The organism is Acinetobacter sp. V89_4, assembly GCF_029967875.1.
GTDB lineage: Bacteria > Pseudomonadota > Gammaproteobacteria > Pseudomonadales > Moraxellaceae > Acinetobacter > Acinetobacter oleivorans.
The window spans coordinates 122,832-148,186 of the sequence record NZ_JASCAI010000017.1 but is presented as its reverse complement, the minus strand read 5'-3'; the positions used below and the strand labels follow the sequence as shown (position 1 = coordinate 148,186).

Here is a 25,355-nt window from a genome sequence, read left to right as displayed (position 1 = left end):
TTTTAATGAAAGCAATTGAAATAGGTGGCGCCTTGCCAAGCAAAGCGTTTGAAACCCTGCCAAATATTTATTTGGTGGGGCCCATGGGGGCAGGAAAAACAACCGTTGGACGTCATTTAGCCGAAATATTAGGGCGTGAATTTTTAGATAGTGATCATGAAATTGAACGCAAAACAGGGGCTACTATTCCTTGGATTTTTGAAAAAGAAGGGGAATTCGGATTTCGTGCTCGTGAAACCATAGTGTTGAATGAGTTAACTTCCCGTAAGGCTTTGGTTTTAGCAACAGGCGGTGGTGCGATTACTCAAGCACCCAATCGTGAGTTTCTTAAGCAGCGTGGTATAGTGGTTTATCTTTACACTCCTGTGGAATTACAATTACAACGAACTTATCGCGATAAAAACAGACCTCTATTACAAGTTGAAAACCCTGAACAAAAATTGCGAGATTTGTTAAAAATACGTGATCCTTTATATCGTGAAGTTGCTCATTACACGATTGAAACTAATCAGGGTGCTGCACGCGATCTTGCTCAAAAGATTCTGCAACTTATTTTGTCTAACACGCTAAAATAGCCAAACTTACTCGTGGTTTAATAAACTCATGCAAACTTTACATGTTGAATTAGGCGAACGCCGTTATCCTATTTTTATTGGCAGTCAACTTGATCCTAAACAGTTGCTTGAACCTTATATTCATGGTCAACAGGTCATGATTGTGAGTAACGAAACGGTCGCACCTTTATATTTATCTCACTATCAAGAAGCATTACAAAGTTTGGGTAAAACTGTAGCTACATGTATTTTGCCCGATGGTGAAAAATATAAAGATATTCAGCATTTAAATTTAATTTTTGATGCACTTCTTGAAGCTGGTTTTAACCGAGATTGTACGGTTTTAGCTTTGGGCGGTGGTGTTATTGGTGATATGGCTGGCTTTGCATCGGCGTGTTTTCAGCGCGGTGTTTATTTTGTTCAGGTTCCAACTACGCTTCTTTCACAAGTAGATTCAAGTGTGGGTGGTAAAACTGGTATTAATCACCCACTGGGTAAAAACATGCTTGGCGCATTTCAGCAACCTCAAGTTGTTTTGGCTGATATGGCTCAACTCAACACCTTACCAGATCGAGAATTGTCTGCTGGATTATCAGAAGTCATTAAATATGCCTTGTTAGGTGACGCTGATTTTCTTGTTTGGTTAGAGCAAAATATGAATGGGTTGATTGGGCGAGATGCTGTCCTTTTGGCAGAAGCTGTTTATCGTTCATGCGCTCATAAAGCCCGTATTGTTGCAAACGATGAAAAAGAGCAAGGCGAAAGAGCCTTACTCAACTTAGGTCATACGTTTGGTCATGCTATTGAATCTTATCTGGGTTATGGAACTTGGTTGCATGGCGAAGCAGTAGCTACTGGCATGGTTATGGCAGCTGATTTATCACAACGTTTAGGCTGGATTTCAAGTGATGATGTAGAGCGTACAAAAAAAATTATTCAACGCGCTAATTTGCCGATATCATGTCCAAAAATTCCATTGGATGAATTCCTTGGATATATGGCACATGATAAAAAAGTCCTCAATGGTCAATTACGTTTAGTGTTGTTAAAGCAACTTGGACAAGCGGTAATTACTAAAGACTTTGATGTTGAATTCATGAAACAAGCTATTTTGGCAAATCAACACGGATAATAAATTAAGGTAACACATGACTGTATCACGTACACTTTGGCAGAATGTTCAACAATATATCTGGTTGGTGGGTGGTATCGTCTGCTTGTTTCTGGCTTTTCTTTTCTGGGTAATGACGGATAGCAAGAAGCTTGTAGAAGTTGAAAAAGCTGCCGATTCAGAAGCACCTGTGCAAATTCAGCCAGAAAAAGTAGCAACAACGGCTAACTTAGGGGCTTTAGCTGATGAAGTTAGGCCTCTTGATTTAACGACTCGTACGGTTGCTTCTGGTCAGCATGAAGCAGAGTTTCGCGGTACAAAATTTATTAACGAAAACAAGAAACAGTGGACGCTTGAGCTATTCCGTGCATCTGATGAAGATATTATTAAAAACTTTTTAAAGAATCGTTCAGACCGAAATAAATTTATCTACTTCCGATTAAGTGGAGAGAAGCAATCTGAACAATATGTTTTGACATATGGTGTATTTAAGCGTTCTGAGGATGCAATTCATCAGTTAACGCAACTGAATCTTGATTTGCCTGAATCAGTTAAGCCACAACCACAACAATTTTCTACTTATGTGCCACTAGTTAATGACTTGGGCGCAGATGAAATGAAAGGTGGCATTAGCCAAACTTATGAAGTGCGTTTACGTCCAGCTGCATTGCCTAAAATTGATGAGTCTTTGCTCATGGGTGCAGGTGTAAACGGTGCGATAAGTACGCAGCCTAAAGTGGCTGCTCCAGCAACGAACTCTACAACTCGAACAACCATTATTCGCCGAGATGCTGAAGGAAATGTTGTGGATGTACACCAGTCGAATTCTGCAGATGCTTCTAAAAAGACTCAGCAAAATCGTGAAATTGAAGCTACTCCTAAAAATGCAACAAATGAGGGCACAAGAGGCAACTAAAGATAAGAATAATGTGCACAAATATAGTGCAATAACAAAATAGATATATAATTTTTGATCAAGTGTGGTGCATATTTGGTCATTTATTAAAATGATAGCCTGAATAAAACTGATCTATTTTTAATAAATATAAATACTTAAGCTCAAAAAATTATATTGGCATAGTTTTTGCTTTATTCTTGTGCTTATTAATGTACTGCTAACTATTTTGGCGCTCTAAAGAGTGAAGTCTATGCAGAGTCGTGGGGTCGAGCTGCTTTAAAAGAGTGCGAAATAAGTCAAAACATTTTTCTAGCAAAAACCAGTGTACGTAAAAATGGAACAGCGTATATTGGCTTATCAGCCCAAAATTTTTTTTTGCGAAACATTGAGCTAACTATCGTCCGTAGGCAATATCGCAGAAATAAGTTGTTTGTTTGACGCTCGAAAGAGCCTTATTGAAAGAAGGGTACGCTATGCACATGCCATCGCCTAATACTGTAGCTCCCGCTCAAGGTTTATATCAACCTGATGAGTTTAAGGATAACTGTGGTTTTGGACTGATTGCCCATATGAAGGGTGAATCAAGTCATCATCTTGTAGAAACCGCGATTCACAGTTTAAGTTGCATGACGCACCGTGGTGGTATTGCCGCAGATGGCAAGACGGGAGATGGTTGCGGCTTATTATTGGCGATGCCAAAGCAATTTTTCCGTGATGAAGCAAAAAAACTAAGCGATATTACACTTAGCGAAGTTTTTGCTGTAGGAACGGTATTTTTAAATGTCGATCCGGCATTAGCACAGCACTCTAAAAATATTTTAACTAAAGAAATTGAGGCTGATGGCTTACGCGTATTGGCTTGGCGTGTTGTCCCTACAAATAACGATGCACTAGGTGAAATTGCACTTCAGTCTTTACCTGCTTTTGAACAGGTCATTGTGAACTGTCCAATGGGTGTAACTGAAGTTGAGTTTAACCGTAAACTATTTTTGGCGCGTCGTCGTGCAGAACAACAATTACAAAATGATCCTTCATTCTATGTGACTACGCTTTGTTCGACAGTGATCAGCTATAAAGGCTTGATGATGCCGGCTGCAATTGCTGAGTTCTATACAGATTTGGCAGACGAACGTTTAAAATCACATATCGTGGTGTTCCACCAACGTTTCTCGACCAACACTTTACCGCGTTGGCCTTTGGCGCAGCCATTCCGTTACCTTGCGCATAATGGTGAAATCAACACTATTACAGCAAACCGTAACTGGGCATTGGCACGTACGCCTAAATTTGAAAACCCATTGTTACCAGGCCTAACTGAGCTTAACCCAATTGTGAACCGTACTGGTTCAGACTCTTCAAGCTTAGATAACATGCTTGAAATCTTGGTTGGTGGCGGTATGGATTTATTCCGTGCATTGCGTATGCTCGTGCCACCAGCGTGGCAGAACGTTGAAACTTTGGATGCAGACTTACGTGCATTCTATGAGTTCAACTCTAAGCATATGGAAGCTTGGGATGGTCCAGCAGGTTTAGTAATTCAAGATGGTCGTCATGCTATTTGTATGCTTGACCGTAATGGTTTACGCCCTGCACGTTGGGTTATTACCAAAAATGATTACATTACCTTGGCATCTGAAATTGGTGTGTGGGGTTATGAGCCTGAAGATGTTATTTCTAAAGGTCGCGTAGGCCCTGGTCAAATTTTAGTAGTTGATACTTTAACAGGTAAAGTACTTGATACTAAAGATGTTAGTACTCATTTGAAAAACATGCGTCCGTACCGTGAGTGGTTACGTGATCATGCAATTCGCCTCAATGCTAACCCTGAACTTGAAGAACAATTAGTTGATCAAGGTTTAACTGGTGATGCTTTAAAAGCAGCTCAAAAAATGTTTATGGTGACATTTGAAGAGCGCGACCAGTTGTTGCGTCCTATTGCTGAAAGTGGTCAGGAAGCTGTAGGTTCTATGGGTGATGATACGCCAATGGCTGTATTATCTCGTCAAGTACGCCATGTAACTGATTATTTCCGTCAACAATTTGCGCAAGTGACAAACCCGCCAATTGATCCGCTACGTGAATCGATTGTAATGTCGCTCGAAACTTGTTTAGGTCGTGAACAGAATGTCTTTGAGCAAGGTCCAGAGCACGCAGATCGAATCATTATTTCGAGCCCTGTTCTGTCTAACTCAAAAATGCAGCAAATCCGTAGTATCGATCGTACAGGCTATGCGTCTGTTGACATCAATTTGAACTATGCTGAAGAAGAAGGTTTGCAAGCTGCAATTACACGTATCTGTGAAGAAGCGGCGCAAGCGGTTCGTGATGGTAAAACTTTAATTGTTTTAACTGATAAAAATATTTGCCAAGGTTTCTTGCCTGCAAACGCAGCGCTTGCAACAGGTGCAGTACATCATTACCTCATTAAAACTGGTTTACGTACTGATGCAAACATCATGGTTGAAACTGGTTTTGCACGTGATCCGCATCAATTTGCGGTATTACTAGGTTTCGGTGCAACCGCTGTTTACCCATACCTTGCATATGACGTAATTAATGATTTGATTGCGAAAGGCGAGCTTTTAGGTGATCCAATCCATGCTCAAGCGAACTTCCGTAAAGGTATTGAGAAAGGCTTATTAAAAGTTCTTTCAAAAATGGGTATCTCTACCGTTGCTTCGTATCGTGGTGGTCAGCTATTTGAAGCAGTAGGTTTGTCATCTGAAGTTGTAGATCAGTGCTTCTTGGGTGTTCCAAGTCGTATTCAGGGTGCAACATTTGCTGATCTTGAAAAAGACCAGAAAAAATTAGCTGCTACAGCATGGTCAAATCGTAAACCAATTGATCAAGGTGGCCTGCTTAAATTCGTATTTGATAAAGAGTATCACGCGTTTAACCCAGATGTGATTAACTCATTACACAAAGCGGTTCGCTCTGGTAAATACGAACACTTTAAAGAATATGCTGAGCTGGTGAATAACCGTCCAGTAGCGACTATTCGTGACTTATTTAAGTTAAAAACGACGAACTCGATTCCAGTTGAGCAAGTTGAATCAGTTGAAGAGATCTTGCCTCGTTTTGACTCTGCAGGGATGTCTTTAGGTGCTCTTTCTCCAGAAGCGCATGAAGCAATTGCAATTGCGATGAACACGATTGGTGGTCGTTCAAACTCTGGTGAAGGTGGTGAAGATCCTGTTCGCTACGGCACAATTCGTAACTCGAAAATCAAACAGATCGCATCTGGTCGTTTTGGTGTAACGCCTGCGTATCTAACTTCTGCTGAAGTATTGCAAATTAAAGTTGCTCAAGGTGCAAAACCAGGTGAAGGCGGTCAGTTACCAGGCGGTAAAGTAAATGGTTTAATTGCACGTTTACGTTACTCAGTGCCGGGTGTAACACTGATTTCACCTCCACCGCACCACGATATTTACTCAATTGAAGATTTGTCTCAGTTAATTTTTGACTTGAAACAAGTTAACCCTCAAGCAATGGTTTCAGTAAAACTGGTATCTGAGCCGGGTGTAGGAACAATTGCAGCTGGTGTTGCGAAGGCATATGCAGACTTCATTACCATTTCTGGTTATGACGGTGGTACTGCTGCATCTCCACTTTCATCTATTCACCATGCGGGTTCTCCATGGGAGTTGGGTTTAAGTGAGGCGCATCAAGCTCTTCGTGTAAATGACTTACGTGGCAAAGTACGTGTACAAACTGATGGTGGCTTAAAAACTGGTCTTGATGTGATCAAGGCAGCAATTTTAGGTGCTGAGAGTTTTGGTTTCGGTTCAACACCAATGATTGCACTAGGTTGTAAATATCTACGTATTTGCCACCTAAACAACTGTGCGACTGGTGTTGCAACACAACAAGATCACTTACGTCAAGAGCACTACATTGGCGAACCAGAAATGCTCATCAATTTCTTCCACTTTATTGCGGAAGAAACACGTGAATGGTTGGCAGCATTAGGTGTGTCTTCATTGAAAGACTTAATCGGCCGTGTTGATTTACTCGAAGTATTACCGGGTGAAACTGAAAAACATGCTCATCTTGATTTAAGTGCATTGTTAACTTCTCATCCATCTGCTGACGGTAAAGCACAGTACTGTGAAGTACAGGGGAATGCACCATTTGATAAAGGTGTGTTAGCTGAGAAAATGGTTGCTGAAATGCTTCCTGCAATTGAATCAAGTGCAGGTGGTCAGTTCAACTTCAATGTTGTGAACTGTGACCGCTCGATCGGTGCTCGTGTGTCTGGTGAAATTGCTCGTCGCTATGGCAACCTAGGTATGGAAGTACATCCAGTAGTGATGAACTTAACTGGTACAGCTGGTCAGTCACTTGGTGTATGGAACGCGGGTGGTTTACACATCCGTCTTGAAGGTGATGCAAACGACTATGTGGGTAAAGGTATGGCAGGTGGTCGTATCTCAATTTTCCCACCAAAAGGTTCACCTTTCCAAACCCAAAACACAGCAATTATTGGTAATACCTGTTTGTATGGCGCAACTGGCGGTAAGCTTTTTGCAGCGGGTACAGCGGGTGAGCGTTTTGCAGTTCGTAACTCTGGTGCATTTGCTGTAATTGAAGGTGCTGGCGATCACTGCTGTGAATATATGACAGGTGGTGTTGTGACTGTACTTGGTAAAGTAGGCCATAACTTTGGCGCGGGCATGACTGGTGGTTTTGCTTATGTACTTGACCTGGACAATGACTTCGTAGATTACTACAACCACGAATTGATTGATTTAAATCGTATTTCAACAGAATCTATGGAAGATCATAAAGAGTTCTTGTTGCGTATTATCGATGAGCATATTAAAGAAACAGGTAGTGCCTGGGCTTATAAAATCCGCAATGAGTTCGATTTCTACAGCCGTAAATTCTGGCTTGTGAAACCAAAGGCTGCTAATTTACAAACGCTTTTGAAAACAACACAAGCTGATCCACAATAATTCCACGACTGCAACGACATAGGCAGGTGCGGACAACAGTGAAAACCGCGCCTACCCACGGAGAGAGACATGGCAGAACGCCTAAATAATGACTTTCAATTTCTGGATGTAGCACGCCAAGATCCAGAGAAAAAAGATATTACTGTCCGCAAAGCAGAATTTGTGGAAATTTATAAACCTTTTACATCGGAAACAGTTACTAATCAGACTCACCGTTGTTTAGGTTGTGGTAACCCATATTGCGAATGGAAATGTCCTGTACATAACTACATTCCAAATTGGTTAAAACTCATCGCTGAAGGCCAAATTTTCCAAGCTGCTGAGCTTTGTCATCAAACGAATACACTACCTGAGGTATGTGGTCGCGTATGCCCACAAGACCGTTTATGTGAAGGTGCTTGTACCTTAAATGATGGTTTTGGTGCAGTAACCATTGGTAATGCTGAAAAATATATCAACGATACAGCCTTTGCTTTGGGCTGGCGTCCAGATATGTCAGGCGTAAAATGGACTGACAAAAAAGTTGCTATTATTGGTGCGGGCCCTGCTGGTTTAGGCTGTGCAGATATTCTAGCTCGCGGTGGTGTTAAACCAGTTGTATTCGACAAGCGTCCTGAAATTGGTGGCTTACTTACATTTGGTATTCCAGAATTTAAAATGGAAAAAGATGTGATGAAACGCCGCCGTGAAATTTTCACAGGTATGGGCATCGAATTCCGTTTAAATACTGAAATTGGCACAGATGTAACCATTGATGAGTTACTTGCAGAATATGATGCGGTGTTCATGGGTATGGGAACTTATACCTACATGAAGGGTGGTTTCCCGGGTGAAGATCTTAATGGCGTTTATGATGCTCTTGATTTCCTAATCTCTAATGTGAACCGCTGCCAAGGTTGGGAAAAAGATCCAAGTGAGTACATCAGTTTAGATGGTAAAAAGGTGATTGTACTTGGTGGTGGTGATACAGCGATGGACTGTAACCGTACTTCATTACGTCAAGGCGCTCATGATGTAACGTGTGCATACCGTCGTGATGAAAGCAACATGCCGGGTTCTGCACGTGAAGTAAAAAATGCCTATGAAGAGGGTGTAAAATTCCTATTCAATCGTCAACCGATCGAAATCGTTGGTGAAAATGGCAAAGTGACAGGCGTAAAAGTAGTAACGACCCAAATGGGTGAACCAGATAGTCGTGGCCGTCGTAGTCCTGAACCTGTTCCAGGTTCTGAAGAAGTATTACCAGCTGATGCTGTTTTACTTGCATTTGGTTTCCGCCCAAGCCCAGCGGATTGGTTTGGTAACGCGAATATTAGTCTTGATGGTTCAGGTCGTGTTGTCGCAGCTGAAAAACAAGAATTCAAATTCCAGACATCAAACCCGAAAATCTTTGCTGGTGGTGATATGGTGCGTGGCTCAGACCTAGTTGTGACTGCGATTTGGGAAGGCCGTCAAGCTGCTGAAGGCATTTTGGATTACCTTGGTGTTTAATAAATTAATTTGTTAAAACACTCAATAAAAAAAAGCCTACTTCAAGTAGGCTTTTTTTTATTGTCTACCATTAGTCACTTTGATGTTTTTGGCAAATATAATAAGCTTTTTTGCCCTTTTTAGCTTTTTAAGCTCACGACATACTCAAAAGTTCCTTCTTCAATACAATAGGTGTTGAGTATGAACATCGCAGGTATGACGGCAGAAAAATCATATTTAAATCGTCGAAAAGCGTTGGGTATTACAGTGCGTCGTCTTGAATTTAATCCAAAGGCGATCAAGCGGCACTATTTTGCAAATTCACCCCTCATGTCTCATTTTTTAACTGCACTCTCATCAACGTTTCCGGTGGGTGAGCAATTTTTTGTAAATAGCGTACGTAATGTACGTGATAAAGTCTCAGACCCTCAATTACAAGCGCAAATTGCAGCTTTCATTGGACAGGAGGCTATGCATTCAAAAGCGCATGGCGAGTTTAATGAAGCTTGGCGCCGTGATGATTATAATCTGGACAGTTTTCAAAATTGGTTGAATGATCGGGATAAATATTTAAGAACGATTCCACCTAAGCTGCAATTAGCACTTACCTGTGCTTTTGAACATTTTACAGCTCTTCTTGGAGCATATGTTTTACAACATCCAGAGTTATTAAAAACATTAGATCAAGATGCGTTAAAACTTTGGGTATGGCATGCGATTGAAGAAATTGAACATCGCTCAGTCGCTTTCGATGTCTATCAACATGTATATGGAGATGACCGTATTCGTCGCTTACTCATGCGTAGCGTCACTACTGGGTTTGCGAGTCTGGCTTTTTATGGGACAACTCGTTTATTTTGGCAAGATAAATGGAATAGCTTACCTAAAATCGGAGGTAATTTGTTTGGGGCATATTTGCTGATAAAGATGCTTGTCCAATTGATGCCTGAATATTTCGCATATTACAAAAAAGATTTTCATCCTAGTCAAAAAGATTACGACAAGATGGTCGATTACTGGAAAAGTTCTTTAGCAGAAGAATATCAAATGGCAAGTTTTCAACAAGAAAAAGATCAAAGATTAAGTTAATAGAAAACCGGATTTAAAAATCCGGTTTTTAAAAATCAATAAAATAAAAGCAACACAATAATGCCAAATTCATCATACAATCGGGTAAAGAGGTCAAAAATATAAAGAAAAACTTGAGGATAATGTGACGATGAAAACGTTGAAACAATTAGCGATCGCAACAACACTTGCCAGCACCTTACTGTTTTCGGGATGTGGCTATAATACTCTACAAGTAAAAGATGAGGCTGTGACAGCAGCGTGGTCTGAAGTACAAAACCAATATCAACGTCGATCAGATTTGGTGCCAAACCTTGTCAATGTGGTAAAAGGTTATGCTAAACATGAAGAGCAAGTATTAACTGAAGTGACACAGGCTCGCTCGAATGTTGCGGGTTTAAAAGTTGATAAAGAAGTTTTAGAAGACCCAGCTTTACTTGAAAAATATCAACAGGCTCAAAGTCAATTAACAGGGGCATTATCTCGACTGATTGCTGTGTCTGAAAACTACCCGGATTTGAAAGCCAATACTCAATTCCAAGAATTACAAGTTCAGCTTGAGGGCACAGAAAACCGTATCGCAGTTGCACGTAATCGTTATATTACAACAGTGCAAGATTACAACGGATATGTACGCCAGTTCCCGCAAGCAGTGACCGCAAAAGTAATTGGTATGCATCCTAAAGCCAATTTCTCTGCAGAAGCTTCTGCACAACAGGCTCCAAAAGTTTCTTTTGATTAATTTAATAAATCAAAGGAGTGCTGTATGAGAAATATTATATTGCTTCAGTCTAAGCAAATTAAGGTCTTTATTGCGACCTTAATTTTGCTCTGTTGTGGTGTTCTTTTTCAGAATACGGCATGGAGTGAAAGTAATATTGCAACTGCTACTGATGAGACCGATGCAGTAGTAGTGGGCAAAATCATTCAAAAACAGCAAAATCAAGCCACTGCGTCTAAATCGAGTGAACAAGCTGCTTCAAGTGTTGCTGCCTCGCCTAAAGTCTCTAACGATATGGCAGACGGTGAGTCAATTCGTGGTTTGCCAACTTTAAATCAGCCTGTTATTGATCAAGCTAACATTTTAAGTGCGGCTGAGAAACAGCAGCTCGAGCAAAAAATTCTAAGTTTATACCAACAAGGCAAAGCGCAAATTGGTGTCGTTATTGTCCCAACTACGGGTCAAGAAGATATTTTTGATTATGCATTACGAGTGGGTGAGCAGTGGCAATTAGGATCATCTAAACGTGACAACGGATTACTCATTGCAGTTGCGGTAAATGATCGCCGTATACAAATTTTAACTGGATACGGCTTAGAAGGCGTATTGCCTGATATTGTGGCAAGTCGGATTATTCGAAACCAAATTACACCTTATTTTAAACAAGCCCAATATGCACAAGGTTTAAATGCAGGTCTTGATGAAATTGGAAGGATTCTAAATCTTGACCCAGAAGTCGCTCAGCAAGCTGCTCAAGATTTAAAAGAACGCCAACATCAAGCTGCGGAAGAGCAACAAGCCAAACAAACAACGCTGACAATGGCTTTATTTATTCTTGTTGCTGGAATTGTGGGTTCATTTATTGTAGGACGACCTCTTAGCGCATCTACTGCTGGTGTTGCTGCTGCGGTAGCAGGTTTTGTAAATGGCGCAGGTCTAGTGACTAGCTTATTACTTGGTTTTGGAATCTTCTTTTTACTCATTACTTCTATTGCCCAACTTATTTTACAGGCCATTCTGAGTGGTTCTGGCGGCGGTGGCCGTGGAGGAGGCTTCGGTGGTGGTGGCGGAGGCTATGGTGGTGGTGGAGGTCGTTTTGGCGGTGGAGGTGCTTCAGGCTCATGGTAACAACATCAGAAACAACACAAATTATTACTCAGCCCAAAATTGAGGAATCTGTAGAGCCAAGCCTAAAACGTTGGTTTAAACATTTATGTTATTTCCCAGCCAGTAGCCGTTACTTTTCAAAACAAGATAAGCAAATTATTGCCGATGCTGTACAGCGAGCAGAACATGGGCATGTTGGCGAGATACAGGTTGTAATTGAAGGCCATATTCCCTGTTCACAAGCTTATAGACAAAATACACGATTAAGAGCACAGCAGTTATTTGCAGAATTGGGCGTTTGGGATACTGCATTAAATAGCGGTGTATTGTTATACCTAAATTTATGTGAACGTACTGTAGAAGTTATATTTGACCGTGGTATTAGAAATGCGACTAGCGATCAGGTCTGGCAGCAGATTTGTGAGTCTATCGTTCAACAGCTTAAACAGAAAAAATATCAACAAGCTGTCGTGATGGGTGTGCAGCAAATTGGAGATGTATTGTCACATTTTTATGATGAAAACATGCCAGATCAATCCAATGAATTGGGAAATGCTCCAATTATTATTAATTAAGTTATTTTCTAAAAGTTCTATATCTCATAATTTTAAAATTTTATTTCTTAAGGGGATTGACAAAAAATGTCACCTATTTATTTATTTTTAAAGAGGATTTGTTCACAAAATAAATATAAAGTTTGATAAATTTTGTTTACTTTTTTTGATGTGTGATCTGTTATAACCAAAAGTTATGTGACGATTTTTGTCAGTTATTTACAGTGATTTTAGATTAAGTAAATTTTAAAATTAATATAAGTTTTTGTTTTATAAGTAAAATAAAAGTTGGCATGGTTGCTGCTATATAGTTGATAGCTGAAAAGGCTTATATAAAAACATACATACAATCTTTGGGGAAAAGGCTATGAATGCACAAAAAGGTTTTACATTAATTGAACTTATGATCGTGGTTGCGATTATTGGTATTTTGGCAGCGATTGCGATTCCTTCTTATCAAAATTATATTGCACGTTCACAAGTAACACGTGTTATGGGTGAAGCAGGTAACATGAAAACAGCAGTTGATAACTGTTTGTTGAATGGCAAGTTAACACTTGGTCAGGCTGGTAATCAGTGTCAATTGGATGCAACTGGTTCTAACCTTCAGACCGGTGATAAACAGGATGGTTCTACAGCAGTTGCTGCAGGTACAGGTGTAGCGCAGGTTACTTCACCATTAGTTACTGCAGCTGCTAACACAATTGTTGCTACATTTGGTAACGGTGCAGCGGGTGATTTACAGACAGCAGGCCAAAACACTCTAACTTGGACCCGTGCGGTTGATGGTACATGGTCTTGTGCTACAACTGTTTTATCAAAATATCGTCCAGCATCTTGTCCATAATTTGGAACTAGAAATAAACAAAACCAGCTATTAAGCTGGTTTTGTTTTTATAGCCTCAATTTTAAATCATGAAATATTTAAGGTTTATATGTCTAGTCGATTAAAATTTTTTTTGGTTCATTTTTCTTGTTCTTTGTTTAGTGCTCTATTATTACTTTTTTGGGTTTTTAAGGTATGGTATCCCTATCCATTAGCTCAGGCTTTAGGTGTTACTAATATTGTAATAATGATAGTGATAATAGATTTAATTATTGGGCCGATCTTATGTTTTATTATTTATAAAGTTGAAAAAAAAACATTGAGATTTGATTTATCAGTGATAATTTTTTTCCAAATTATCGCATTTTTATTTGGTTTTTATAACTTATCGCAAGGTAGACCTGTTTGGCTTGTATATAATCAAGGTAATATTGATTTGGTTCAAAGAGTTGAAATTATTAAGGATGATATGGGGAAGGCACTCCCTAAGTTTCAAAAAATACCTATGTTTGGACCTGAAATTGCTGCAGTCAAAACAATGAATCTTAATGAAATGAAGGTAAATAAAGAAAAGGCTAAAGCTATTTCATTTATTCAACAACCTGAAAAATATATTTTACTTAAAGATGAACATGTAAATATTAAAAAAAATATTCATAATATTAATGAATTATATAAAAAAAACCAAAAGAAAGAAATTAATGATTTACTTGTAAAATACCCCAACGTTCAAGGGTGGCTTCCTTTACGGGCTACAACACAGAATATGGTGGTATTAATGAATATTGATAAGGCTCAGATTATAGCAACAGTAGATTTAAAATTTTAGAAATGGCTCTAGATAATAATTAAATTTTAGTTAATGATTTTAGATTGGTTAACCATAACCAATCTAAAATCATATTCTTATGTGAAAACTGATTTTTTGTATTTTAAAGTTCTCTGGAAAATTCGGATGGAGGGCATTTAAGGCTTAATGCAATGTGACACTGGTAAATCAGGTATCAAAGGTAAAAAAGTTTAATTACACCATGCAGAAGATGGTACATGGACTTGTGAAACAACTGTTGATGGAAAATATGCTGCGAAGTCATATAGTGTTGTTACAACATTAAGTGCTGCGTCATAAATTGCTGTTCAAAAAATGCACTCAATTGACTGTGTTTTTATTGATTATTAGATATTTTCTTTTGTATCTTTTAGAACATAGGTGCTAATCCAAATTGGATGTATCGAAGTTTTATAAAATAAATACAATAGTAAAAAATTTTTAAGTTTATTGTGATATGAACAAGTTTCTAAATGGAACGGAAAGATATAAATGGAAGCAAATTCTTCCTACTCTCTTCCATGTATAATTCTTTCAAGTTTTAGCCTCTAACCTTTACTATGCAAGTATTCTTCCTATTCTTCGCTGCAATCCTGTTAGGTTTTGCATGGTTGTCTCCATTTCACTATAGCCCTTGGGTTATGTTTTCGAGTGAAGTGAGTACTTTTGGAGCTGGATTATGCGTATTAGCCGCTCTAATTCAGCAAAATATTAAAATTCCTAGAGCGCAACTATTGTTGCTGCCATTTACTTTAATTCCGGTAGTGCAGTGGGGTTTTGGTTTAGTTTTTGATCTGAGCACAGCCTTATTGAGTTCATTTTACTTGTTAGGTTTTTGGTTTATGATCTTGGCTGGTTATAACCTGTCTTTAGATCAACAAAAGCGAGATCAAATCTTTTCTGGTTTTAGCCTACTTGTAATTATTGTATCGCTTATTACTAGTTTCATTGCAATTTGCCAATGGTTGAATATCGAGTCTCATATTCCGTATGTACTTAAGTTGCTGGGTAATCGTCCTTACGGTAATTTTGGCCAACCTAATAATATGGCAACCTTTTTAATTATTGGATTATTAGGATGTTTGTATTTATATGAAAAGAATAAAGTAACAATCTGGTTGTTACTACCTTCAACACTCATTATTTTATTTACAGTTGCATTGAGTCAATCAAGAACTTCATGGATAGTTTTTCCATTTTTACTTATCTATTGGGCGATCAAGCAGTTTAGAAAGCAAAAAAGATTTGGATTTGTTCAAGGCTTCTTGTGGTGCTTAACATTTTTCTTAATTGCTGGATTCATCTTACCTTATATTACTCAATTCATTGAGTTCTCTACAAATACACAGATTACTGAAACAAGTACATTGGTTGCTCGTGCAGGTTCGGGGCATGAGCGTGTAGGCATGTGGATACAAATATTACATGCCATAGCACAGCAGCCATGGGCAGGGTATGGATGGAGTCAAACTAGTATTGCTGTAGTAGATAGTATTCAATATGGAACTGTACATGTATGGTTTAATAGTGCTCATAATGTACTGTTTGATTTAATTGTTTGGAATGGTATTCCATTAGCAGCTGTAATTATTGCTTACTTTGCGTGTTGGTTCCTTTGGTTAAATCAACAGGCTAAAGAAACCATCTCAATTATAGCGATTATGATGGTGTGTGCGGTGTTTATTCATGCCATGTTCGAGTTCCCACAGCGCTATGCTTATTTCTTGCTTACTTGTGGTTTCTTGCTCGGTATTGTTCAGGCGCAGATTCCAGTACTCAAGGGAGTTGTACTGAATAAGCAACTTTTTCGCTTAATATGGGTAGGCAGTTTACTGCTTATTATTGCGATTTTACGTGATTACAATGTGTATGTTCTAAATAGTAATTTACTGTATAAGAATAAAAAACCAAATGCAGAGTTCATGGGAAGCAGTAAAATTTTTGTTTTAACGCAGTTTGACGAGCGTTTAAAATGGATTGAACTTAATCCAAAAACTAAATTATCTGAAGCTGATCTAGTCCAGTGGGGAAACTCGGTAAAGAATAAAGCAACTCCATATAATTTACGTAAAAATGCAAAATTGCTGGCTTATAATGGAAAACCAGAGCAAGCAGAACAGCAATTATTAATTTTAAAGCATCTCTATAAGCAAAAAATAACGCTACCAGAGTTATTAAAAGAAAAGTAATAAAAAAATCCCCTTATATTCAAGGGGATTTTTTCATGAGAAATTACATCTGACTCTGGATGTAATTTTCAATACCAACGCTGCCAATAAGGTCAATTTGGGTATCTAACCAGTCCCAATATTCTTCTTCTTTTTCTAAAATTTCTTGAACAAGATCACGAGTCACATAGTCTTGTTCTGTTTCAGCGAGTGCAACTGCTTTTTGAATCGCTTCTATATTTTCTTTCACTTTACGAATGTCACATTGCAGAACTTCTTCTGTATGTTGACCAATATAAAGTTTGCCTAGGTGCTGAAGATTAGGTAGACCTTCCAAGAATAAAATACGTTCAATAATTTTGTCTGCATGCTTCATTTGACGAATGGATTCTTTATATTCAGCAGAGCCAAGCTGCTCAATTCCCCAATCATTAAACATGCGTGAATGCAAAAAGTATTGATTAATTGCAGTTAAATGATGATACAGCACTTGGTTGAGCTGATTAATGACATCACGATTGCCTTTCATTGTAGCTACTCCAAAACAATTTCTGCCTTAATTCAATTAAGGCAATCTATAAAACCATTCTAGTGAACAAACACTGATATGGCGAGTAATTTATAGAACAGCAAATGAAAATCGCAATCAAAAACAACACAATATTAGGAAAGGAGAGTTTCCAACCAAAAAAAACCGCTTGAATGAGGAACTATTAACGTTCCGCAAAAAGCGGTGGAGGAGCTAATAAATACTATTAAATTTTTATAAATCTTTTAGGCAGCTACAGAAATACGAGCAGCGATTTCTGCTAATTCTTCATTAATAATAGCACGTGCTTCTGGTGCACAGCGTCCACAGCAAGTACCAAGATCAAGCAAATCACGAATTTCGCGATAGCTTTCTGCGCCATTTTCAACAGCGTCTTTAATATCTTGATCGGTAATGCCACGACACAAGCAAACGTACATGGGAGTGATCCCCAAATATAAATGCGATAATTGATATTATTGATAATTATTATCGTTTGTCAATGAAATTCATTTAAAATCTCATTTATTATTATTGGGAATTTGGATAAAAAAAAGCCACCTGAGTGGAAATCTGAGTTATGGTCAGATTTTATACAAAGGTGGTTCATGATTTAGAGTTAAGAATTTAACAGAAAATATTCAATATATTTTTATATCTTATTGATTAATAACTACAATACCATCCATTTCAACTAAAGCACCTTTTGGTAAACTTGCTACACCAAGAGCTGCGCGTGCAGGATAGGGTTGCGCAAAATATTCACCCATAATTTGGTTTACAAGTTGGAAGTTTGATAAATCAGTTAGAAAAATATTGAGCTTGGCAATGTCTGCTAGAGAACCGCCGGCAGCTTCACAAACTGCTTTTAAATTATCAAATACACGGCGAATTTGAGCTTCAATACCTTCTACAAGTTCCATACTGTATGGGTCTAAACCAATTTGCCCTGAAAGATATAATGTATTATCTACTAAAATGGCTTGAGAGTATGTGCCGATAGCAGCAGGGGCATTTTCAGTATGAATTACTTGGCGGGACATTTGGTTCTCCTTGATTAAATCTCATTTCATCATAATCGATGATCGCTTTGGACAAAAGTATCATCGATTTAATTGATTAAGTGGATTTGGAAAGTTTGATTTTGTTAAAGAAACATAAATCTGACCAATAGCCCTTGTAAAGACTTAGCTTACTTTTGAAATTTCCATCTGTGGATTAGGCGCATCTAAACGTTCAATACGTGGAAAACCATAATGCATACGTAAGTCACGGATGACTTTTGCAATATGTTTACGGTTATTCACCACAATATTAACAAAAGTTCTTTGCTCATTTGAGTGAACCATTTCTACCCCTGCATTATTTTTACGACATTGATAGATCAGGTCAGATACCTGCTCATCATTCATTGCCATTTCTATAGCGAGGTAGGCTGTAAAACGAACATCGTCTACATCATCTGCTTTCCATTGAAGCGGCATGATATTTTCAGGATGTAGATGTTGTTCATGTAGCAAATTATGGCAACGGATACGATGCACAATTAACCCACGACGTGTTAAATGCCCTTGAATTGGGTCACCCAAAACTGGATTACAGCAATGCGCATATTTAACGTCGATACCTTCAGTACTTTGAATGAGTCGATCTGAATTTTCCACTTGTGGATGCTTGTCATGAGCAAATAAGTGATTAGCTACAAGTTGAGGTAGTAGGTCGCCAACTGCAATTTGTTCAAACAATGTATTTTTATTATCGATGTGGCGCCATTGAAGTAAATCTAACCAGTCGGCTTCAGAGAGATCGTTAATCGAACGGTTAAAGAGTTTTAGTGCTCGAGAAAGTGCTTGTGCACCGACTAAACGTTGTTCTTCAATGTCTTGATCTTTAAGGACGTGTTGTAATGCACGGCGAGCTTTTTGCGTATTAATAAAACTTAACCAGTCTGGATTTGGGGTTGCTAAAACATCCGTAATAACTTCAATAACCTGACCACTGATTAATGGTGTCGATAGTGGTTTAATCTCGCCATCTACTTTTGCACCAACGGCATGGTTACCTAAAAATAAACTGGCTGAATAAGCAAAATCAACTACGGTAGCACCTTGTGGTAATTCGTGGAGCTGACCATGTGGAGTGTAAACCCAAATTTTTTCTTGGTGTAAGTAATCTAATAAATCATTGAAGGTCGTTTTTGCACATTCTCCATCGATGAGCGTATTCAGATTTTGCATTGAAGCCTGAATAGCTGAACGACAAGTTTGCGGTGCATTTTCACCAAGCACTACCCCAAAACGGGCAGCTTTACGCATAAGCTCGGTTTGAATGGTAAGAGAGAGTGTAGTTTTTTCGCCTTTAAGTTTAATCAGTAAAGATTGGTTGCCACCCGGTAGCGGACGACGGATATGGTCCTGATATTGGATGACCTGAAAGTTTTCTCTTAAAGCATCAACTAGGCGGTCACAGTCGGCAATTGATTGTAAAACGATTTCAAAAGCATGGCTGTGGGTAAGCTCTTGTAAATCCATCTCATTTTTAACGAAATGGCGTAATAATTCGATATTGTTGTTTTTCTTTTTAATGCGGCCTTGAATATGATAATTATGAAGAAGTTCAGCGAGGTTTTGTTCCCAGATGCTTTGATATTTACATCGCTCTGGTTTGGTTAGACGTAGTGCGTTTTGCACGTTATCAAACATATCAAGATCAAGATTTTGATAACAAAGATTTTCTAGATTATCGCCCATTTCATTCATGCCGACTAATCTTGCCATTGGCACAAAGATATCAAGAGTTTCTTGAGCAATACGAGCGCGTTTATCTGGACGCAAAGCACCTAGAGTTGTCATATTATGATAGCGGTCAGCTAATTTAATAATAATGACACGTGGGTCCTGTAGGGTCGCTTGCAAGATTTTTCGGAATGAGGCGGCCTTATTATATTCTTTATCGCTTGACTGGCTAAGTTTGGTTACGCCGTCAACTAGCTCGGCAACTGTCAGGCCAAATTTTTCAGTAATATCTTCTTTTGTATATTGAGTATCTTCAATAACATCATGCAAAAGAGCTGCCATTAAGGTTTCAGCATCTAAACGCATGTTCGCAAGAATACAGCTCACAGCAATTGGATGCAGAATGTAGGGTTCACCACTTTTACGTGTGATGCCAGTATGCGCTAGATCGGCAAAATCACAGGCAGCAAGCACTTTCTCGACCTCACTTACCGATAAGTAAGGGTCGATAATCAATTTAAGCTGTTGCTTGGCTTGGCTGACCTCTTCGCCTGGCATAAATCACCCTTTTTCCTAATACTGAAAAACTAAATCTATCTACTTCTTAATGAAAAGCATATTGCGGAACTTGTCAATTTTTTCATTTGAAAAAGTGTATTTTTTTTTCAATGAAAATAATTGCTTTTTTCAATATCTTTAAATTCAAGACAAAGCCAAATAAAAAACCACCGCAGAAAAACGATGGTTTTTTTATGAAACAGAATTAATTAGAAAGAAAAACCTTCTAAATTCAAGCTGTTTGTAGAAAGAGCAAGATCAAGACTAGAAGTTTGATAATCTTGTTCACGTTGCTTAAGAATTTCTTTCGTAACGTGCCCTGCCGCGATTTCGCGCAAAGAAACTACAGTCGGTTTGTCGTTATCCCATTCTACAGTTGGCTCCATGCCTTGACGTGCCAATTGACGAGCACGTTTACTTGCAACGAGCACAAGCTCAAAACGGTTGTCTACATGATCTAAACAATCTTCAACGGTGACGCGTGCCATAAAAGTTCTCGTTTTGGAATGGTGAATTTGAACAGACTAAACAGTATAAAAGGCTTTCGATCTAGACTCAAGTTATTCCTGTTTTGGTTGAGGAGTAATCAAGTCTTGAATTAATGTTTGATAACGTTTCGCTTGCTGAGATAGCACTAGACGGTTTGCTGTAATCACAGCTTCAATCTCATGTAAGGCTTTATTAAAGTCATCATTAATAATGATGTAATCAAAGTTCGTATAATGCTGCATATCTTCAACTGCACAGCTTAAACGATGTTCAATGACTTCAACTGAGTCTGTACCGCGATTAGATAAACGCTGACGAAGGTCAAACTGTGTTGGTGGTAAAATAAATATTTGCTTGGATTCAGGAAAAAGTTTGCGTACTTGCTCTGCACCTTGCCAATCAATTTCAAGTAGAACATCGTGTCCTTGAGCTAACTGTTGTTTTACAGTTGCTTGAGAAGTGCCATAGTAATTACCAAATACTTCAGCGTATTCAATAAAACCGTCATGGTTGACTTGGTCTAGAAATTCATCTTTTGTAGTGAAGTGATAGTGAACACCATCTAATTCACCGGGACGTTGACCTCGGGTAGTATGTGAGACTGAAACATGTAAATTGCTCACACGGTCAAGCAGGGCTTTCACCAAAGATGTTTTGCCCGTTCCTGATGCAGCAGAAACGACAAACAATAGACCCGACATGATATTTTTCCTGATATGATAAAATATCTTCGCTATTGTAGTGTACCGTGCGTTTAAACTGAATAGTTTTAATTGCAAATATTCAAGAGAAATTCCCCTGTTTTATTAATTTTGAGGCTGTTATGGAAATTGTGTTAGCTAATCCGCGTGGTTTTTGTGCCGGTGTTGATCGAGCCATAGCAATCGTCAATCGGGCTTTAGAATGTTTTAACCCTCCTATTTATGTACGTCATGAGGTTGTACACAATAAATTTGTTGTTGATGACTTACGTCAAAGAGGGGCAGTTTTTGTTGATGAACTAGATCAGGTTCCGGATGACTCAATTGTAATTTTTAGTGCTCACGGTGTTTCAAAAGCTGTTCAACAAGAAGCAGAGCGTCGAGGTTTAAAAGTATTTGATGCAACTTGTCCTTTAGTTACCAAAGTTCATATTGAAGTGACTAAATATGCACGGGAAGGTACTGAAGCCATTTTAATTGGTCATGAAGGACACCCAGAAGTTGAAGGAACAATGGGTCAATATGATAAATTGAAAGGTGGTGACATTTATCTAGTTGAAGATGAAGCTGATGTTGCTGCGCTTGCTGTAAGACATCCTGAAAAACTTGCATTTGTAACTCAAACAACTTTATCTATTGATGATACGGCTAAAGTTATTGATGCTTTGCGTGCAAAATTCCCTCATATTCAGGGGCCGCGTAAAGATGATATTTGCTACGCTACTCAAAACAGACAAGATGCTGTACGTGACTTGGCGGAACAGTGTGATGTGGTTTTGGTTGTAGGCTCACCTAATTCATCAAATTCAAATCGTTTACGCGAGCTTGCAGAGCGTATGGGAAAGGCAGCTTATCTTGTAGATAATGCTGATCAGTTAGAACAGTCATGGTTCAATGAGACTTGCAAAATTGGTGTGACAGCGGGTGCTTCAGCACCAGAAATTCTAATTAAGCAAGTAATTCAACGTTTACAAGACTGGGGCGCGCAAGCACCTAAAGAATTAGATGGACGTGAAGAGAACATAACTTTTAGTCTTCCTAAAGAATTACGTATTCATGTGACTCAAGCATAAAGTGTGACTTGTTTAACATACTGATTTTAAAATAGTAAAACAGATAATTGTTGGTATGACAGTTATCTGTTTTTTTATACCCTTTATCTGCTTTGTATTTGTTTTGTAAATCTAAACCGTAAAATTTAAATAATAAATAAAAAATTCTTAAGTTTATTTGGGGTTCTGGGGATGAGGGGAATTATTCCGCAAGAAGGGTTCACCTTGGTTGAGCTTATGGTGACGATTATAGTAATGGCCATCATTGCGATGATGGCCGCACCGTCTATGTCGAATTTATTAGAAAGTAAACGACTAGATGAAAATCAACGAGACTTAATCAATACTTTGTCTGAATCAAAAAGCCAAGCAATACTTGGTCGACAAGATGTAATTATTAATCTGAATTCAACAGCTTCAAATACATCAACATCTTTTAATTGGAAAGCTGCAGCCAATAATGCTCTTGAGCTCAAAAATATTGCTGCTAATGGTACGCAGAGTTCACTAACAGCGACGACTTTAACTTTTAATGCGAATGGAGTTGTAAGTAATATCACCCAAGACACACTTTTATCTATTTGTAATTCAAAAATAAATACAAAGAAAATTCTTATTTTAACAAAGCTTGGCACATTAATTTTTAAAGCTGAGGAGACATGCTAATGCTGGGTGGCAAACAAAAAACTCAAGCCGGGGTGGGTTTATTAGAAGTGTTAGTCGCCTTAATTTTACTTGCAATAGGAGTTTTAGGATATGTTGCCTTGCAGGTTCGGGCTATAGACGCCTCTTCAGAAGCACTAAGTAAATCTCAAGCTATTATGATTATGAGAGGGTTAGCGGAAAATATTCGCGTAAATAGTTCTCAAGCTAGTCAATATCCTGCATTTGTTCGTAGTTATAGCAATTACTCCTCTACAACCATAACTCCCACGTTGTGTTTTAATGCCACTTGTACGCCTTCTCAACTTGCTCAATTTGATGCATATCAAGCAGCAAAAAATGCTGATCAACTTGGGATGAAAATCACAATGACAAATTGCCCTGGGGTTACAAGCACAATGACCCAGCAGAGGCAGTGTTTGTTTATTTTCTGGGGGAAAACTTCTCCAGTAATTACAACAAATGGGGGATTCACTACCGCGGATGTATCGAGTTGTATGAGTACCAATGGCGTTTATGCCAATAATTCAAATTGTTTAATGATGGAGGCATATTGATGGCTCACTCATTTTTTTCGGGGAAGCAACGAGGCTTTACATTAATTGAGCTTATGGTTGCATTGGTTTTAGGTCTGATTTTGGTGGCTGCAGCGACGCAATTATTTATTGGCGGACTTCTATCAAGTCACCTACAAAAAGCAAATGCTGAAATACAAGATAGCGGTATTTTCGGTCTGGAATATATTGCACGTGATATACGCCTTTTAAATTATGGAAATGTAATCAACCCGATATTAACTGATATCACCCCTTGGGGCGGTGTTGTATTAACTGGCTCAACAGCAACTAATAATGACAATGTCAATTTTGTACCTAATGTTGGAACAAATACTTATATTGCTGATGCCTTATTAAGTCGTGGTGCTGGGGATAGCGTAAGTACTGTTAGCAACTATTGGAAAGGCCTTTCAAATATACAGAATAGTTCAGACGCCGCTGTGCAGAGTGATCAGCTGACGATTCAATTTATTGCTCCTACCTCTATGACCAATTGTGAGGGTGTGAATGTACTTGCAGGAGATTTAATTGTAGAGCGTTATTTCTTACGTCTTGATAGTAATGGTGGTTCTCAACAAGATTATGCACTTGCATGTGATGCAAATACTCCCTCTGCTGCAGCCGCGGCTGCTCAACCTACCACTATTACTGGCTTGGGTGACGCCGGCCAAATCGTATTACCGCGTATTGATCATTTTCATGTGTTATTTGGTGCAAAAAATGCGGCTGGCAATTTTGCTTACTATACGATTCCCCAGTATCGAGCTGCTGCACAGGCTGCGCGAGATGCCACACCATCTGTGATGGCACCGCGAATTCTTTCAATACAAATATCTGTACTAGCCCGTTCCACGAATAATGCTCAAAACAGAGCAATAGATCCTGCTCAGTCTTTTCTTATGTTAGATCAAACAGTGCATGCTTCTGATAATACAACTCGATTCTTACGCCGTGTTTATAACGTAACAATTGCTCTACGTAATGCGATGGGGGAAAGTCTATGACCCATTTAATTCATCAAAGTAAATCTAAAGAAAAAGGGGCAACCCTTATAGTTGTGCTTATTATTTTGTTGGTTGTTATTTCTGTAGGTGTTTTAGCAATAAGAGTGGCTATTGTTTCTTTAAAAGTTGCTACGAATAGCCAAGTTAACCAATTAAATTTTCAATCATCTGATACGCCCTTGGAACTCATTGTGCAGATGAATCCTAATACACTGACTAATATTACTAATGTGATTGGTGCAGCGCTCAAAGAGCATGAAAGTAATCCGGGTGCAGAATACAACTTTTGTTACAAGCCTGTTTCTACATCTACAAATTTTGCTCAGACTCGAGGCGCAAGTTTACTTCGGGCAGGGAGTGCTAATAATGCAGTCGTCGAAGATGGCGGGGTAGCGGGTTTTTGTGATTTAACAAGTGACTATGGAAGTAATCGTCAAGCAGTCGTTACCCAAGTTGCTGTCAGTATTCCAACAGATGCTCTTAATGATATTCCAGGTTCAAATTTACCGCGGGGAACAAATACCTCCGAAGGTACGCAACTACCTAAAAGTATGCTGTCTACTCAACGTATTCGAGTGATTACAACTGCTTTTCTACCTGCCTATGCATCTACCTCAATAGAGACTTTACAAAGTGATTGTTTAAGTACGAGTTCAGCAAAAATTAGTGACAATTTTGATACTACATTAACAGCGAAGCAAACCTTAGCAGAGTGTTTGGCAAATCATAACGTACCTTTTAGCACTCAAGTTCAAGAATTTAACTATACCAATAAGCTCACTCAAATTGCGGCACCAGGTTCATAG

The 25,355-nt window shown here is 38.7% G+C and carries 23 protein-coding genes and 1 pseudogene; 17 read left to right on the top strand and 7 right to left on the bottom strand.

Going from position 1 to position 25,355, the window contains the following annotated elements; all coding sequences use genetic code 11:
- The first annotated feature begins 5 nt into the window (after positions 1-5).
- From aroK to QLG01_RS06125, 12 genes are all read left to right on the top strand, one after another.
- Positions 6-575 carry a shikimate kinase AroK gene (aroK, locus tag QLG01_RS06180; RefSeq protein ID WP_004789808.1) on the top strand — a complete coding sequence of 190 codons (570 nt, stop codon included), beginning with the start codon at positions 6-8 and terminating at the stop codon, positions 573-575.
- Between the two features lie 28 nt (positions 576-603).
- Complete coding sequence (gene aroB / locus QLG01_RS06175; RefSeq protein ID WP_282496032.1) at positions 604-1,686, top strand: 3-dehydroquinate synthase; 1,083 nt, start codon at positions 604-606, stop codon at positions 1,684-1,686.
- 16 nt (positions 1,687-1,702) lie between these two features.
- Positions 1,703-2,581 (top strand): hypothetical protein, encoded by an 879-nt coding sequence (locus QLG01_RS06170; protein ID WP_282496031.1) that lies wholly within the window; start codon positions 1,703-1,705, stop codon positions 2,579-2,581.
- Positions 2,582-3,042: 461 nt separating this feature from the next.
- Complete coding sequence (gene gltB / locus QLG01_RS06165; RefSeq protein WP_282496030.1) at positions 3,043-7,518, top strand: glutamate synthase large subunit; 4,476 nt, start codon at positions 3,043-3,045, stop codon at positions 7,516-7,518.
- A 69-nt stretch (positions 7,519-7,587) separates the two neighbouring features.
- Positions 7,588-9,009 (top strand): FAD-dependent oxidoreductase, encoded by a 1,422-nt coding sequence (locus QLG01_RS06160; RefSeq protein ID WP_013196701.1) that lies wholly within the window; start codon positions 7,588-7,590, stop codon positions 9,007-9,009.
- A 180-nt stretch (positions 9,010-9,189) separates the two neighbouring features.
- The gene (locus QLG01_RS06155; RefSeq protein WP_282496029.1) at positions 9,190-10,077 is read left to right on the top strand and encodes a metal-dependent hydrolase; all 888 of its coding nucleotides are present in this window, start codon (positions 9,190-9,192) and stop codon (positions 10,075-10,077) included.
- Positions 10,078-10,207: 130 nt separating this feature from the next.
- On the top strand, positions 10,208-10,798 hold the full coding sequence (locus tag QLG01_RS06150) for a LemA family protein (protein ID WP_003653797.1): 591 nt from the start codon (positions 10,208-10,210) through the stop codon (positions 10,796-10,798).
- Positions 10,799-10,822: 24 nt separating this feature from the next.
- The gene (locus QLG01_RS06145; RefSeq protein ID WP_282496028.1) at positions 10,823-11,905 is read left to right on the top strand and encodes a TPM domain-containing protein; all 1,083 of its coding nucleotides are present in this window, start codon (positions 10,823-10,825) and stop codon (positions 11,903-11,905) included.
- Entirely contained in the window at positions 11,899-12,459 is a 561-nt protein-coding gene (locus QLG01_RS06140) for a TPM domain-containing protein (protein WP_282496027.1), read from the top strand. Before QLG01_RS06145 ends, QLG01_RS06140 begins: the two co-directional genes overlap by 7 nt.
- A gap of 346 nt (positions 12,460-12,805) precedes the next feature.
- Entirely contained in the window at positions 12,806-13,285 is a 480-nt protein-coding gene (locus QLG01_RS06135) for a pilin (RefSeq protein WP_282496026.1), read from the top strand.
- An 88-nt stretch (positions 13,286-13,373) separates the two neighbouring features.
- Positions 13,374-14,093 carry a TfpX/TfpZ family type IV pilin accessory protein gene (gene tfpZ, locus QLG01_RS06130; RefSeq protein ID WP_282496025.1) on the top strand — a complete coding sequence of 240 codons (720 nt, stop codon included), beginning with the start codon at positions 13,374-13,376 and terminating at the stop codon, positions 14,091-14,093.
- A 560-nt stretch (positions 14,094-14,653) separates the two neighbouring features.
- A complete protein-coding gene (locus tag QLG01_RS06125; RefSeq protein WP_282496024.1) occupies positions 14,654-16,282 on the top strand; it encodes an O-antigen ligase family protein in 1,629 nt (542 codons plus the stop codon).
- A 43-nt stretch (positions 16,283-16,325) separates the two neighbouring features.
- Here QLG01_RS06125 and bfr read toward each other — a convergent pair whose 3' ends face one another.
- From bfr to gmk, 7 genes and pseudogenes are all read right to left on the bottom strand, one after another.
- A complete protein-coding gene (gene bfr / locus QLG01_RS06120; RefSeq protein ID WP_000678123.1) occupies positions 16,326-16,790 on the bottom strand; it encodes a bacterioferritin in 465 nt (154 codons plus the stop codon).
- Positions 16,791-17,035: 245 nt separating this feature from the next.
- On the bottom strand, positions 17,036-17,230 hold the full coding sequence (locus QLG01_RS06115) for a bacterioferritin-associated ferredoxin (protein ID WP_004789790.1): 195 nt from the start codon (positions 17,228-17,230) through the stop codon (positions 17,036-17,038).
- A gap of 219 nt (positions 17,231-17,449) precedes the next feature.
- Positions 17,450-17,833: a RidA family protein gene (locus tag QLG01_RS06110; protein WP_004789789.1), complete on the bottom strand. Its 384-nt coding sequence runs from the start codon at positions 17,831-17,833 to the stop codon at positions 17,450-17,452.
- 144 nt (positions 17,834-17,977) lie between these two features.
- A complete protein-coding gene (locus QLG01_RS06105) occupies positions 17,978-20,083 on the bottom strand; it encodes an HD domain-containing protein (protein WP_005301002.1) in 2,106 nt (701 codons plus the stop codon).
- A gap of 39 nt (positions 20,084-20,122) precedes the next feature.
- Positions 20,123-20,227 (bottom strand): annotated as a pseudogene (locus QLG01_RS06100) (hypothetical protein).
- Between the two features lie 65 nt (positions 20,228-20,292).
- The gene (gene rpoZ / locus QLG01_RS06095; RefSeq protein ID WP_002116990.1) at positions 20,293-20,571 is read right to left on the bottom strand and encodes a DNA-directed RNA polymerase subunit omega; all 279 of its coding nucleotides are present in this window, start codon (positions 20,569-20,571) and stop codon (positions 20,293-20,295) included.
- 72 nt (positions 20,572-20,643) lie between these two features.
- On the bottom strand, positions 20,644-21,273 hold the full coding sequence (gene gmk / locus QLG01_RS06090; protein ID WP_004789787.1) for a guanylate kinase: 630 nt from the start codon (positions 21,271-21,273) through the stop codon (positions 20,644-20,646).
- 122 nt (positions 21,274-21,395) lie between these two features.
- Between gmk and ispH the strand changes: the two genes are divergently transcribed.
- The 5 genes from ispH to QLG01_RS06065 all read left to right on the top strand — a co-directional run bounded on the left by ispH (position 21,396) and on the right by QLG01_RS06065 (position 25,355).
- Positions 21,396-22,346, top strand: coding sequence for a 4-hydroxy-3-methylbut-2-enyl diphosphate reductase (gene ispH, locus QLG01_RS06085; protein ID WP_004789786.1), 951 nt, complete (start codon positions 21,396-21,398; stop codon positions 22,344-22,346).
- Positions 22,347-22,517: 171 nt separating this feature from the next.
- Positions 22,518-22,991 carry a prepilin-type N-terminal cleavage/methylation domain-containing protein gene (locus QLG01_RS06080; protein WP_282496023.1) on the top strand — a complete coding sequence of 158 codons (474 nt, stop codon included), beginning with the start codon at positions 22,518-22,520 and terminating at the stop codon, positions 22,989-22,991.
- Positions 22,985-23,545 carry a type IV pilus modification protein PilV gene (gene pilV, locus QLG01_RS06075; protein WP_282496022.1) on the top strand — a complete coding sequence of 187 codons (561 nt, stop codon included), beginning with the start codon at positions 22,985-22,987 and terminating at the stop codon, positions 23,543-23,545. The genes QLG01_RS06080 and pilV overlap by 7 nt, the downstream gene beginning before the upstream one ends.
- A complete protein-coding gene (locus tag QLG01_RS06070) occupies positions 23,545-24,549 on the top strand; it encodes a PilW family protein (RefSeq protein ID WP_282496021.1) in 1,005 nt (334 codons plus the stop codon). Before pilV ends, QLG01_RS06070 begins: the two co-directional genes overlap by 1 nt.
- A complete protein-coding gene (locus QLG01_RS06065; protein WP_005301018.1) occupies positions 24,546-25,355 on the top strand; it encodes a PilX N-terminal domain-containing pilus assembly protein in 810 nt (269 codons plus the stop codon). The genes QLG01_RS06070 and QLG01_RS06065 overlap by 4 nt, the downstream gene beginning before the upstream one ends.